The sequence below is a fragment of the Rhodococcus sp. NBC_00294 genome (assembly GCF_036163995.1).
Classification (GTDB): Bacteria; Actinomycetota; Actinomycetes; order Mycobacteriales; family Mycobacteriaceae; genus Rhodococcoides.
In genome coordinates this window covers 2,143,303-2,155,958 of record NZ_CP108043.1, presented here as the reverse complement: position 1 = coordinate 2,155,958, position 12,656 = coordinate 2,143,303, and the positions used below count along the sequence as shown (strand labels likewise).

Below are 12,656 nucleotides of genomic sequence, written 5' to 3'. Positions count from 1 at the left end.
GATCCCGCGATCGAGATCCCGATCATTCGGACGTTCCCTCGAGTCGGAGAACGCTGGTGACGGCGGTGACGATGTCGAGTTCCTTCAGCGCGTCCACGGTGGCCGCCAGAGCCGAGTCCTTGGCGCGGTGCGTGACGACGACGAGACGGGCATGCTTGCTCGCGCCCTCCTGGCGCACCGTGGAGATGCTGACGTCGTTCTTGGCGAACTCGGCCGCGACGGCGGAGAGCACTCCGGCGCGATCCGCGACCTGCATGTTGACGTGGTACCGCGTGGGGGTGTCCCCCATGGGCGCGACGGGGAGCTTGGCGTACGTCGACTCCCCGGGTCCACGGCCGCCGTAGAACTTGTTGCGCGCCGCCATCACCAGGTCGCCCATGACGGCGGACGCGGTGGGAGCGCCGCCCGCACCCTGGCCGTAGAACATGAGCCGTCCCGCGGCCTCGGCTTCGACCACGACGGCGTTGAAGGCACCCGACACCGAGGCGAGCGGGTGCGACAGCGGTACGAGCGACGGGTAGACGCGGACGGAGATGCGGTCGTTGCCGTCGTCGTCACTCACACGCTCGCACAGCGCGAGAAGCTTGACGGTGCAGTCGAACGCACGCGCGGTGGCGATGTCCGCCGCGGTGATCGAGGAGATCCCTTCGCGGTGTACGTCGGCCGAGGTGACCCGCGTGTGGAACGCGAGCGAGGCCAGGATGGCGGCCTTCGCCGCAGCATCGAAGCCCTCGACGTCGGCCGTCGGATCCGCCTCCGCGTATCCCAGCCGTCCCGCCTCCGCGAGCGTGTCCGCGTAGTCCGCACCCGTCTCGTCCATGGCCGAGAGGATGAAGTTCGTCGTGCCGTTGACGATGCCGATGACACGGTTCACCCGGTCGCCGGCGAGAGACTGCATCAGCGGCCGGACCACCGGAATGGCCCCTGCCACAGCGGCTTCGAAGTACAGGTCGGCGCGGTGGCTCTCGGCGGCGTCGGCCAACTCACCGGTGTACTCGGCGAGGAGTGCCTTGTTGGCCGTGACGACCGACTTGCCGGCGTTGAGCGCGGCGAGGATCAGTTCGCGGGCCGGCTCGATGCCGCCGAGCACCTCGACCACCAGGTCGACATCGTCGCGCGCGACGAGTGCGCGCACGTCGGTGGTCAGCAGGTCGGGGTCGATGCCGCGGTCCTTGCCGATGTCGCGCACCGCGACTCCCCGCAGCACGAGCGGCGCACCGACGCGGGCGGTGAGATCGGTGGCGTGATCGAGCAGGATGCGCACGACCTCGCTGCCGACGTTCCCCATACCGAGGACGGCGACGCCGATCGGCTTGTCCACGGGACTGACGAAGGCCGCGGCCTCCGACGACACTGACGATTCTGGAGCGGTCACCGGTCTACCTCCAAGCTGAGCAGGTCGTCGAACGTTTCGCGGCGGAGTACCAGCCGCGCTTGCCCGTCCCGCACGGCGACGACGGCCGGACGGGGCAGAAGGTTGTACCGGGACGACATCGAGTAGCAGTACGCACCCGTCGCGCCCACGGTGAACAGGTCACCGGGACCGAGATCCTCGGGCTGCCACGTGTCGCGGATGACTATGTCGCCACTCTCGCAGTGCTTTCCGACGATCCGGGCCAGAACGGCCGGAGCCTCCGACGTACGCGACGCGAGGCGGCCGACGTACTCGGCCTGATAGAGCGAGGTCCGGATGTTGTCGCTCATGCCCCCGTCGACGCTGATGTAGCGGCGCGTGTGGGTGCTGTCGACGGTGACGTCCTTGACGGTGCCCACCTCGTACAGCGTCACGGTGCCGGGTCCCGCGATCGCGCGTCCGGGCTCCACTGCCAGTGTCGGAGTAGGGATCCCGGCGGCCACCGACTCGGACTCGACGATGTGGGCGAGCTTGGCGGCCAGATCTTGCACGGGGGGCGGGTTGTCCCCCGGCACGTAGTGGATGCCCATGCCGCCGCCGAGATCGACCACGGTGATCTGCGAGGTCTTCTCGGTGCCGAACTCGGCCTTGATGTCGCGCAGCAACCCGATCACGCGATGAGCCGCGAGCTCGAACCCGTCGACCTCGAAGATCTGGGATCCGATGTGCGAGTGCAGGCCGACGAGGCGCAGATTGTCGGTCTCGAACACCCGACTGACGGCCCGGAGTGCGCTGCCGTCGGACAGGCTGAAGCCGAATTTCTGGTCCTCGTGGGCGGTGGCGATGAACTCGTGCGTGTGTGCCTCGACCCCGACGGTGATGCGGATCAGGACGTCCTGCACCGTTCCCGCCGCGGCAGCGACCTCGTCGAGCCGGTCGATCTCGATCATCGAGTCCAGCACGACGTGCTCGACACCGGCGCGCACTCCCGCCTCCAGTTCGGCCCGTGACTTGTTGTTGCCGTGCATCGCGATCCGGTTCGCCGGGAAGCCCGCGTTCAGTGCGATCGCCAGCTCGCCGCCCGAGCACACGTCGAGTGACAGACCCTCGTCCGCGACCCAGCGAGCGATCTCCCCACACAGGAAGGCCTTGGACGCGTAGTGCACCCGCTCGGGGGCACCGAACGCCTCCGCCATCTCGCGGCAGCGCGACCGGAAATCGTCCTCGTCGATGACGAACAGCGGCGTGCCGTACGTGGCGGCGAGTTCCGTCACCGGAACACCGGCCAGCGTCACGACGCCGTCGTCACCACGAGCTGCGTTGCGGGGGAACACCTTCGGATGAAGGTCCGTGAGTGCCGCGCTGTCCGCCGGACGCTCCGGGGTGCCGGGGCCCGACTGCTCGGCGTGCCGCGGCCCGGCGGGATGCGCGCTCACATCTTCTCCGGTGCACTGACACCGAGCATGGCCAGGCCGTTGGCCAGGACCTGCCGGGTGGCGTCGCCCAGAGCGAGCCGCGCTGTGTGGACGGGCATCGGATCCTCGTCTCCTCGGGGAAGTACTCGACACGCTCCGTAGAACCGGTGATAGGCACCCGCCAACTCCTCGAGGTACCGGGCGATCCGGTGGGGTTCGCGCAGCCCCGCCGCACTGGCGACGACGCGGGGGAACTCCCCGACGGTACGGACGAGGTCACCTTCCGCGGCATGGGTCAGCAGCGCGAAGTCGGGATCCGCGGCGGAGACGCCCAAATCCTCGGCACCGCGGGCGAGAGAACACAACCGGGCGTGGGCGTACTGCACGTAGTACACCGGGTTGTCGTTGCTCCGGCTCGCCCACAGGGCGAGGTCGATGTCGATCGACGAGTCGACCGACGACCGCACCATCACGTACCGCGCGGCGTCGATCCCGATGGCCTCCACGAGGTCGTCGAGAGAGATCACCGTGCCCGCACGCTTGCTCATCTTCACGGCGACACCGTCGCGGACGAGGTTGACCATCTGACCGATGAGCACCTCGACGGTCGCCGGATCGTCGCCGAAGGCTGCGGCAGCGGCCTTGAGCCGACCGATGTAGCCGTGGTGGTCCGCGCCGAGCATGTAGATGCACAGGTCGAATCCGCGAGATCGCTTGTCCTGGAAGTACGCGATGTCGCCGGCGATGTACGCGGCGTTGCCGTCGCTCTTGACCACGACGCGATCCTTGTCGTCGCCGTACTCGGTGCTGCGGAGCCACCAGGCCCCGTCCTTCTCGTACAGGTTGCCCGAGGTTTTCAGCGTCTCCACAGCGCGCTCGACCGCGCCGGACTCGAAGAGCGAGTTCTCGTGGAAGTACACGTCGAAGTCGGTGCCGAACTCGTGCAGGTCCGACTTGATCTTCGTGAACATCGCGTCGACGCCGAGGGCTCGGAACACCTCCTGCCGCTCGTCGTCGGGCAGGCCCATCACGTCTGGTCGCTGCGTGACGACGGCCGCGGCGATCTCGGCGATGTACTCGCCCGCGTAGCCGTCCTCCGGTGCGGGCAGACCCAGCGCCGAGGCGACCAGCGAGCGTGCGAACCGATCGATCTGCGCGCCGTGATCGTTGAAGTAGTACTCGCGGGTGACCGCGGCACCCCGCGAGGTGAGGATGCGCCCCAGGGCGTCGCCCACCGCGGCCCAGCGGGCGCCGCCCAGGTGCACGGGACCCGTGGGGTTCGCCGAGACGAACTCCAGGTTGATCGAGGTCCCGGTGAGCTCGTCGGACCAGCCGTAGCGATCGTTCTCGCGCTGCACGCGCTCCACGATGGCGCCCTGAGCGGACTTCGCGAGCCGGATGTTGAGGAATCCGGGACCGGCCACGTCGACGGCCTCGACAGCGTCGGCACCGGCCAGAGCGTCCGCGAGCCAGGTCGCCAGGTCGCGGGGGCTGACGCCCGCCTTCTTGGCCACCTGCATCGCGACGTTGGTCGCGTAGTCGCCGTGCTCGGGATTGCGCGGGCGGTCCACCGTCACCGTCGCGGGCAACACGGCAGGATCGAGTCCGTGCTCGGTGAGCACGGCCGCTGCGGTGGCATGCAGCAGTTCGGCGAGGTCGGCGGGAGTCACGGGGCCTTATCCTATGGTCTCGCTGCACAGCACCCCGACCGCGGTCACCGGTGGGTCCGACGGGAGCGCTTCAGCGAGGGCTCAGACTCCCTCCGTACAGTGGGGCTGCCTCGAGTACGCGGCCACTCATCTCCTCGATCGAAAGAGCGCTCCGACCATGCCAAGCGGTTCCGACAAGAAGTCAGCCAAGGCCATCAAGGCTGCCAGCAAGACCGGCACCCGGAACAAGGGTGGTGTCCCCTCCAGCGTGGGATCGGGCAAGCGGCGCCAGATCCCGTGGCTGACGGTGGCGGCATCCGTCGTGGTCATCGCGCTGATCGGCGCCCTGGCCTGGAATCTGGTGCCCAAGTACCAGGACCGCGCCGAGGCGCAGCGCTTCGCTCCCACCGAGGAGAACCAGGACCCGTCGACCGGCATCGACGGCGTGGTCACGCAGGACTATCCCGCTGCGCTGCACGTCACCGGCTCGCAGCGTGTCGCCTACGACCAGTCGCCGCCGTTCGGTGGCCCGCACGACCAGGTGTGGGCCAACTGCATGGGCACGGTCTACCCGGACGGCCTGCGCACCGAGAACGCCGTGCACTCGCTCGAGCACGGCGCCGTCTGGATCGCCTACAACCCGGACGACCTGAGCGAGGACCAGATCTCGACGCTGGCCGCCAAGGTCGAGAACCAGCAGTACATGCTCATGTCCGCCTACCCCGGACTCGACTCCCCGATCTCCCTGCAGTCGTGGGGCCACCAGCTCAAGCTGGACAGTGTCGACGACCCCCGGATCGACCACTTCATCGCCGCACTGCGCCTGAACCGCTACGCCTACCCCGAGGTCGGCGCGAGCTGCTCCACGACGCCGGAGACCTTCGACCAGGACAACCCGCCGCCGTTCGACGGCAGTGCACCGGGCCCCGACGCGGTGCCGATGAGCGGCGAGGGCCTGACCCCCGACGCCTCCGAGACGGGTGCGGGTGAGCTCCCGGGCGGGCTGGGCCTGCCCACCGACGGCCTGCCCACCGACGGCCTGCCCACCGACGGCGCGGCAGTGCCCACACCGTGAGCGTGACGACGGAGGAGCGGCCCACGGCGCAGCGGAGCCAGCGGTCGGCGCTGCTGGTCCTGGGCGCGGTGGCCCTGCTCGTCATCGGGTTCGCCGTCGGCTTCCTCGCGCAGACCCCGTTGCGGGACGATCCGGCACCCACACCGGGCGCCGATTCGGTCGACGTCGGGTTCTCGCAGGACATGACCGTGCACCACAACCAGGCGATCGAGATGGCGACCATCGCGCTCAGTGGCGCCTCCGATCCGCTGGTCAAGAACCTCGCGTACGACATCCTCACGACCCAGCAGAACCAGGCCGGGCAGATGCAGGGCTGGCTGGCGCTCTGGGACGCCGCTCCGTTGCCGACGGGCGGCTACATGGGCTGGATGACGGAGGACGGCGGACACTCCATGTCCGGCTCGTCGATGTCGTCCATGTCCGGGTCCGGCTCGTCCACCGGTCCCGTGCAGACCATGCCGGGTATGGCGAGCACGCAGGACATGACGGCGCTGCGCGCCGCCACCGGTCCGGCACTGGACGTGCTGTTCCTCCAGTTGATGCTGCGCCACCACGAGGGTGGTCTGCCGATGATGGAGTACGGCGCGGTGCATGCGGAGACGCCCGCGGTGCGCAATCTCGCGCAGACGATGGTGAACACCCAGACCTCGGAGGCTCAGCTGATGACGCAGATGCTCACCGAGAAGGGTGCTGCTCCGCTCTGATCGCGTGATGCGCTACTGTTGGCACCGCCCGAAACGGCACATCGGAGTTCGCTCCGGTGCGCCCCCGTAGCTCAGGGGATAGAGCGTCCGCCTCCGGAGCGGAAGGCCGCAGGTTCGAATCCTGCCGGGGGCACCCATCACTCGCCCGGTGCGAGCACCGTCAGTCGTTCGCCAGGAGCGCCGTCATCACGGCGTCGGCCGTCAGCCGGGCCGTCGGTTTCCTCGCAGGCGCCAGGTCGTGTCCCGCTGCCTCGATCGTCACGATGGTCACCGCTCCCCCGATCCGCGCCGTGTGCTCGCGCAGTTCGTCGCCGGTGGCGAACGGGTCCCGCGAGCCGTGCACGATCACGGTCGGCGCGGCGATGCCCGGGAAGTGCTCGGTCCGCAGGGTGTCCGGCTTCGTCGGCGGGTGCAGCGGATAGGACAGTGCGAGAAGAGCGTCCGCGATGTCGGGGTCCTCGGCGAGGAGCATCGAGGCCTGACGGCCGCCGTACGAGTGACCCCCGACGATCACCGGTCCCCGCGCATCCAGCGCCCGCACCGCGGCGGCGATACCGGCACGATCCGCGGCGGCGCCCGCTCGGTTCGGAGGGCCCTTGGGCCGAGCCTGACGAAACGGGAGATCGATCCGCGCCGTCAGTACCCCACGGTCCGCGAGCTCGGTGGCGACGGCCACCAGAATCGCTGCGTCGCAGTTGCTTCCCGCACCGTGGGCGAGCACGGCCGTCGCGACGGGTGCGCCGGTAGGTTCGTGGACGACGCCGTGGATCCCGTCGGCTCGCCACTCCCGCACCGTTCCCTCCGTCATGCCGCGACCGTAACGCAGAACGGGCACCGACCACAGTGGTCGATGCCCGTTCTTCTCGTGCGTCCGGTGTCAGGGAACCTGAGTGAGCCCCACCGTCGGGAAGAACGCGCAGGTCTTGCCGTCGTGCGAGACCTGGCCGAAGATCGCCGACAGCACGGTGCCCGAGCCCGTGGCGACGGGTGCCAGGCGGACACCGGCGTTGGGGAACTTCGAGAGGTTGTTCGTCAGCAGGTCGCGTCCGATGGAACGGAACGGCTCACCCAGTGGCTCGATGATCTCCGCGAGGACGACGTCGGTGAGTCCACCCATGTCGGCGAAGCCACCCTTCAGCGTGTTGACGTTGAACCACGCCACCTGCATGCCGGACTTGTTCGCACCGTCGTTCACGATGCCGCCAGGCGCCGGAACGAAGGCGTACAGCGTCTCGCCCGGATCGGCGATCGTGGTGTCGATCCCGGGCAGTGTCGGAATGGTGACACCCGGCACCTTCGGCGTGTACGGGCCGGGAGCCGAACCGGCGACCGCGGGCACGATGCCGAGCGGCGCACCCGGGAGCGCGGAGCAGTTGATCGCGGCCGTCGGGTAGAAGAACGGCGTGAGACCGAAGCCGCCGAGCAGTCCGTTCGCAGCGTCCAGCAGCGCCAGCGGGTTCGTACCGGCGGGCTCCGCGACATCGACCGACGGTGCGGCACCCAGCACGGCGCGCGCCGCCTCGAGGGCGACGTCCCCCGGCGCAGCGGATCCCTCGAGAGTGGCCAGCGCCTGCTGGAACGGGTCCGGAGCGGGTGCCGGATCGGCAGAGGCGACGGCCGGCAGCGCGAGCGCTCCGGCGCAGGCGATGGCCAGGGCGGCCACCGTTCGACGAGGCCGACGGAATGTACGCATGCATGCTCCTGAATGGCTCGGGGTCGACGATCTCGGGATCGAGATGCGCGTGCGGTCCCGTGGGAACCGTGTGGTCCGATTCGATCACGGGTTTCGTCAGGTCACGGTCGTCGAGACTGCATTGATACCAAAGTGTCGCATGATGCAGATGTGACGGATGTGGCGATCGACTCGGTCGCGCGCCGAGTCGATCCACCGTGCGAACGTGGGAAGATCGACCCATGTCGTCAGCGCCGAAGCTTCCGCTGGACCCCATCGCGGAAGCTCACCGTCAGTGGATCCGCCACGGATGGTCGGACGCCGCCGACGGCATGGCCGCGGTCACGTCCATCATGCGCGTCCAGCAGATCATGATGGCGCGCGTCGAAGAGGTCCTCAAACCCACGGGGCTGACCTTCGCTCGCTACGAGTTGCTGACCCTGCTCACCTTCACGAAGACCGGCGCCCTGCCGATGGCGAAAGCCAGCGCGCGCCTGCAGGTCCATCCCACCTCGGTGACCAACGCCGTCGACAGGTTGGAGAAGGCGGACCTGGTCACGCGGGTGCCGCACCCCACGGATCGCCGCACCACACTCGTCGAGATCACCGAGGCGGGACGGCAATTGGCGGTCAAGGCGACGGAAGATCTCAACGACCGCGTGTTCGGGCTCCCCGGAGTCGCGGGTGCGGATCTGGACAGACTGGTGTCCATCCTCGCAGGGGTCCGGCGGCGCGCCGGGGACTTCGACGACGAGGACACGTCCGGCTGGTGACAGCAGAGATCCGGTGCCACTCCCATCGCTCGGCGAGGAGAGTCGCACCGGATCTCGGTACGGCCGGATCAGCGGTGGCGGAACACCGGCTGACGCTTCTCGGTGAAGGCGGTCATGCCCTCGGTCTGATCGTCGGTGGCGAACGTCGAGTGGAACAGGCGACGTTCGAACCGAACACCCTCCGCCAGAGTCGATTCGAACGCCCGATTCACGGCTTCCTTCGCCATGACGGCGATGGGAAGCGACTTCGCGGCGATCGTCTCGGCCGTCTCCAGCGCATCGGCGAGCAGATCGGCCGCCGGCACGATCCGCGACACGAGCCCTGCTCGCTCCGCCTCCTCGGCGCCCATCTTGCGACCGGTCAGACACATCTCCATCGCTTTGGCCTTGCCGACGGCACGCGTCAACCGTTGGGAGCCACCGATTCCGGGGATCACCCCCAGAGCGATCTCCGGTTGGCCGAACTGAGCCGTGTCCGCTGCGATCAGGATGTCGCACATCATGGCCAGCTCGCAACCCCCACCGAGGGCGTAACCCGCCACGGCGGCGATGGTCGGTGTGCGCACTGAGGCGAACGCGTCCCACTCGGAGAAGAAGTCCTGCGTGTAGACCTCCATGTAGGTCTTGGACTGCATCTCCTTGATGTCGGCACCGGCCGCGAACGCCTTCTCGGAACCGGTCACCACGATCGCCCCGATCGCCGAATCACGATCGAACGCCACGGCAGCCTCGACCACCTCGGTCATCAGCTGAGAGTTCAACGCGTTCAGCGCCTTCGGCCGGTTCAGCGTGATGACGCCGACGCGGCCCCTGGTCTCGACCGTGATCGTCTCGAACTGCTGCGTCTCCACTGTCGGAGTCCCGATGTCGCTCACGCGGTACCGCCCGAACGCTCACGGATGTCCTGCACGATGCCGGAGAAGTCCCTGTCCCCGTGCTCGGCGGCGTACGCCTCGTACATCGCCGAGGCCAGCATGCCCAGCTGCGCCTCGACACCGTTGGCGCGCACGGCCTCCGACACGAGACCCAGATCCTTGCGCATCAACGCGGCGGCGAATCCCGGCGTGTAGTCGTTGTTCGCGGGACTCGTCGGCACCGGCCCCGGAACGGGACAGTTGGTGGTCAACGCCCAGCACTGTCCCGATGCCGTGCTGGCGACGTCGAACAGTGCCTGATTGGTCAGCCCCAGCTTCTCCCCGAGCACGAAGGCCTCGCTGACGGCGATCATGGAGACCCCGAGAATCATGTTGTTGCACAGCTTGGCCGCCTGGCCGTTGCCGCTCTGTCCGCAGTGCACGATCTTGCGACCCATGATCTCGAGCAGCGGATTCGCCTCGGCGACGGCAGCGTCGTCGCCCCCGACCATGAACGTCAGCGTGCCCGCGGTGGCTCCACCGACGCCGCCCGAGACGGGAGCGTCGACGGCGCGGTGGCCCGCGGCCCGCGCGACGTCGGCCGCCGTTCGGGCATCGGCCACGTCGATGGTCGAGGAGTCGATGAACAGCGTGCCGGCGCCGGCAGCGGGGACGACGTCGGCATAGCAGTCGAGGACGTGCTTGCCACTGGGCAGCATCGTCACCACCACCGAGGCACCCGCCACGGCGTCGGCGGCCGACTCGGCGACCGTGATGCCCTTCTCCCGCGCCTGGTCGAGCGAGGCGGGAACGAGGTCGAAGCCTCGGACGTCGTGGCCGGCCGCGGCGAGGTTGGCCGCCATCGGCCCGCCCATGTGCCCCAGCCCCAGGAAGGCGATCACGGTGCTCACGATTGTGGTCCTTTCGAGACGGAGTCCGCCGCAGCGGACGTCAGACCCAACTCGGCGTCGCCGAGCGGTGCGAAGAAACGATCGACGTCGGAGGTGGTGACGTCGTCGAGATGGGCAGGCGTCCAGCGCGGTCGTCGATCCTTGTCCACCACCTGCGCGCGGATGCCCTCGACGAGGTCGGGGCTGTCCAGGCAGGCGATGGACACGCGGTACTCGTCGTCGAGGACCTCGTCCAGCGACGACGCCGCGGCCGCGCGGCGCAGTGAGCGGAGCGTGACCGCCACCGACGTGGGGGATTTCGCCTCGATCGCGTCGGCCGCAGCGACGGCCTCGTCGCGGCCGTCGGCACGTAACCGCGCGACGATGCTCGCCGCGTCGTCGCCCGTGTAGGCCGCGTCGATCCACTCACGCTGCGCCGCCAGAGCCGACTCGGGAACGGGCGAGACGAGCGACAGGGCGGTGTCGACGGTGCCCGTGTGCAGGGCCTCGACGAACGCCGGCAGATCCTCGGTGGGCACGAAGTGGTCGGCGAATCCGGCAGCGACGGCGTCGCCCGCCGTCATGCGCGCGGTGGTCAACGCGAGGTGGGTGCCGATCTCGCCGGGCGTCCGGGCGAGGAGATACGTCCCGCCGACGTCCGGAACGAAGCCGATGCCGACCTCGGGCATCGCGACCTTCGACTTCTCCGTCACGATACGGACCGTCGCGTGAGCGGAGATACCCACTCCGCCGCCCATCACCGCACCGTCCATCAGAGCGACGATCGGCTTGCCGTACCGGTTGATCCGCGAATTCATGACGTACTCGTCCCGCCAGAACTGCGCGGTGGCGGACCCCGTCGGCCAGTTCTCGCCTGCCTTCGCCTTCGCGTCGTCGTGGATCGCGACGATGTCGCCACCGGCGCACAGTCCGCGCTCACCGTTGCCGGTGATCAGCACGGCGCGCACCGACGGGTCGTCCTCCCACCGCACGAGAGCCGCGTCGATGTCGCGCACCATCGCGTGGCTGAGCGCGTTGATCGCGCGCGGCCGGTTCAGGGTGACTGTGGCGACCCCGCGGTCGACCGTCAGCAGGACGTCGGAGTTCTCCGCGGCGGTGTCGCTCACGCGGCACCCACCACCGATCGGGCGATGACGATTCGCATGACCTCGTTCGTTCCTTCCAGGATCTGGTGCACTCGGAGATCGCGGACGATCTTCTCCAGACCGTACTCACTGAGATAGCCGTAGCCACCGAGCAACTGGAGCGCGTCGTTGGCCACGGTGAACCCCACGTCGGTGGTGAACTTCTTCGCCATCGCACACAGCTGCACCTTGTCGGGAGCATCGGCGTCGAGAGCACTCGCGGCCCGCAGGAGCAGGACCCGGGCCGCCTCGAGATCTGTCCGCATGTCGGCCAGGCGGAACTGCAGTGCCTGCGCGTCGAGCAGCCGTGATCCGAATGCACGACGGTCGGCGAGGTAGGACACCGCGGCGTCGAACGCCGCCGTCGCGCCGCCCAGCGAGCAGGCCGCGATGTTGATGCGACCGCCGTTGAGGCCGTTCATCGCGATGCGGAACCCGTTGCCCTCGCCGCCGAGCAGATTCTCGGCCGGCACCGTGACGTCCTCCAGGATCACCTGGCGGGTGGGCTGCGCGTTCCAGCCCATCTTGGCCTCGTTGGCGCCGAACGACAGTCCCGGCGTGTCCTTCTCGACGACGAACGCGGAGATGCCGGACGGGCCGGGCCCGCCGGTGCGTGCCATGACGACGTAGACGGCGGACTCGCCGGCACCCGAGATGAACTGCTTCACGCCGTTCAGGACGTAGGTGTCCCCGTCGCGTACCGCCTTGGTCGACAGCGCGGCCGCGTCGGATCCGGCGCCCGGTTCGGTGAGGCAGTAGCTGCCCAGGGTCTCCATCGAGCACAGAGCCGGAAGCCACTGTCGCCGTTGATCGTCGGAGCCGTAGGTGTCGATCATCCACGCCACCATGTTGTGGATCGACAGGTACGCGGCGATCGACGGATCACCTGCGGCGAGCTTCTCGAAGATCCGCACGGCGTCGACGCGGCGCAGACCGGAGCCGCCGACGTCCTCGGCGATGTAGATCCCGCCCATACCGAGTGCGGCGGCCTTGCGCAGGACGTCGACCGGGAAGTGCTTGGTCCGGTCCCACTCCACGGCGTTCGGAGCGAGGAACTCCGCGGCGAAATCCGCTGCCGTCTCGCTGATCGCGCGCTCGTCCTCGTCGAGCGCGAAGATGTCCGCC

At 68.8% G+C, this 12,656-nt stretch carries 12 protein-coding genes and 1 tRNA gene; 4 read left to right on the top strand and 9 right to left on the bottom strand.

Annotation, left to right across the window (positions count from 1 at the left end; translation table 11 throughout):
• Positions 1–22 precede the first annotated feature (22 nt).
• Genes OHB23_RS10045 through argS form a run of 3 tightly spaced genes read right to left on the bottom strand, consistent with a single transcriptional unit; the run spans position 23 to position 4,439 of the window.
• Positions 23–1,375 (bottom strand): homoserine dehydrogenase, encoded by a 1,353-nt coding sequence (locus OHB23_RS10045; protein ID WP_155957165.1) that lies wholly within the window; start codon positions 1,373–1,375, stop codon positions 23–25.
• Entirely contained in the window at positions 1,372–2,790 is a 1,419-nt protein-coding gene (gene lysA / locus OHB23_RS10040; RefSeq protein ID WP_328811501.1) for a diaminopimelate decarboxylase, read from the bottom strand. Before lysA ends, OHB23_RS10045 begins: the two co-directional genes overlap by 4 nt.
• Positions 2,787–4,439, bottom strand: a complete 1,653-nt coding sequence (gene argS / locus OHB23_RS10035) for an arginine--tRNA ligase (RefSeq protein WP_328811500.1) — start codon at positions 4,437–4,439, stop codon at positions 2,787–2,789. Before argS ends, lysA begins: the two co-directional genes overlap by 4 nt.
• A gap of 157 nt (positions 4,440–4,596) precedes the next feature.
• Here argS and OHB23_RS10030 point away from each other — a divergent pair, with 157 nt between their 5' ends.
• The 3 genes from OHB23_RS10030 (at position 4,597) to OHB23_RS10020 (ending at position 6,330) form a co-directional block, all read left to right on the top strand.
• Positions 4,597–5,493, top strand: coding sequence for a DUF3105 domain-containing protein (locus OHB23_RS10030; RefSeq protein WP_328811499.1), 897 nt, complete (start codon positions 4,597–4,599; stop codon positions 5,491–5,493).
• A 2-nt stretch (positions 5,494–5,495) separates the two neighbouring features.
• Entirely contained in the window at positions 5,496–6,197 is a 702-nt protein-coding gene (locus tag OHB23_RS10025) for a DUF305 domain-containing protein (RefSeq protein ID WP_027507234.1), read from the top strand.
• Positions 6,198–6,257: 60 nt separating this feature from the next.
• A tRNA-Arg gene (locus OHB23_RS10020) sits at positions 6,258–6,330 on the top strand.
• A gap of 27 nt (positions 6,331–6,357) precedes the next feature.
• Here OHB23_RS10020 and OHB23_RS10015 read toward each other — a convergent pair.
• Both OHB23_RS10015 and OHB23_RS10010 read right to left on the bottom strand, forming a co-directional pair.
• Entirely contained in the window at positions 6,358–7,005 is a 648-nt protein-coding gene (locus OHB23_RS10015; protein WP_328811498.1) for an alpha/beta hydrolase family protein, read from the bottom strand.
• A gap of 69 nt (positions 7,006–7,074) precedes the next feature.
• Positions 7,075–7,890, bottom strand: coding sequence for a hypothetical protein (locus tag OHB23_RS10010; protein ID WP_027507236.1), 816 nt, complete (start codon positions 7,888–7,890; stop codon positions 7,075–7,077).
• A 221-nt stretch (positions 7,891–8,111) separates the two neighbouring features.
• Here OHB23_RS10010 and OHB23_RS10005 point away from each other — a divergent pair, with 221 nt between their 5' ends.
• Positions 8,112–8,642 (top strand): MarR family winged helix-turn-helix transcriptional regulator, encoded by a 531-nt coding sequence (locus OHB23_RS10005; protein ID WP_027507237.1) that lies wholly within the window; start codon positions 8,112–8,114, stop codon positions 8,640–8,642.
• Between the two features lie 68 nt (positions 8,643–8,710).
• On the opposite strand, the gene OHB23_RS10000 is transcribed toward OHB23_RS10005, so the two are convergent.
• Genes OHB23_RS10000 through OHB23_RS09985 form a run of 4 tightly spaced genes read right to left on the bottom strand, consistent with a single transcriptional unit; the run spans position 8,711 to position 12,649 of the window.
• Positions 8,711–9,508 (bottom strand): enoyl-CoA hydratase, encoded by a 798-nt coding sequence (locus OHB23_RS10000; RefSeq protein WP_308123909.1) that lies wholly within the window; start codon positions 9,506–9,508, stop codon positions 8,711–8,713.
• A gap of 5 nt (positions 9,509–9,513) precedes the next feature.
• Positions 9,514–10,407 carry a 3-hydroxyisobutyrate dehydrogenase gene (gene mmsB / locus OHB23_RS09995; protein ID WP_056448476.1) on the bottom strand — a complete coding sequence of 298 codons (894 nt, stop codon included), beginning with the start codon at positions 10,405–10,407 and terminating at the stop codon, positions 9,514–9,516.
• On the bottom strand, positions 10,404–11,513 hold the full coding sequence (locus tag OHB23_RS09990; protein ID WP_328811497.1) for an enoyl-CoA hydratase/isomerase family protein: 1,110 nt from the start codon (positions 11,511–11,513) through the stop codon (positions 10,404–10,406). Before OHB23_RS09990 ends, mmsB begins: the two co-directional genes overlap by 4 nt.
• A complete protein-coding gene (locus OHB23_RS09985) occupies positions 11,510–12,649 on the bottom strand; it encodes an acyl-CoA dehydrogenase family protein (protein ID WP_027507241.1) in 1,140 nt (379 codons plus the stop codon). The genes OHB23_RS09990 and OHB23_RS09985 overlap by 4 nt, the downstream gene beginning before the upstream one ends.
• Positions 12,650–12,656 lie beyond the last annotated feature (7 nt).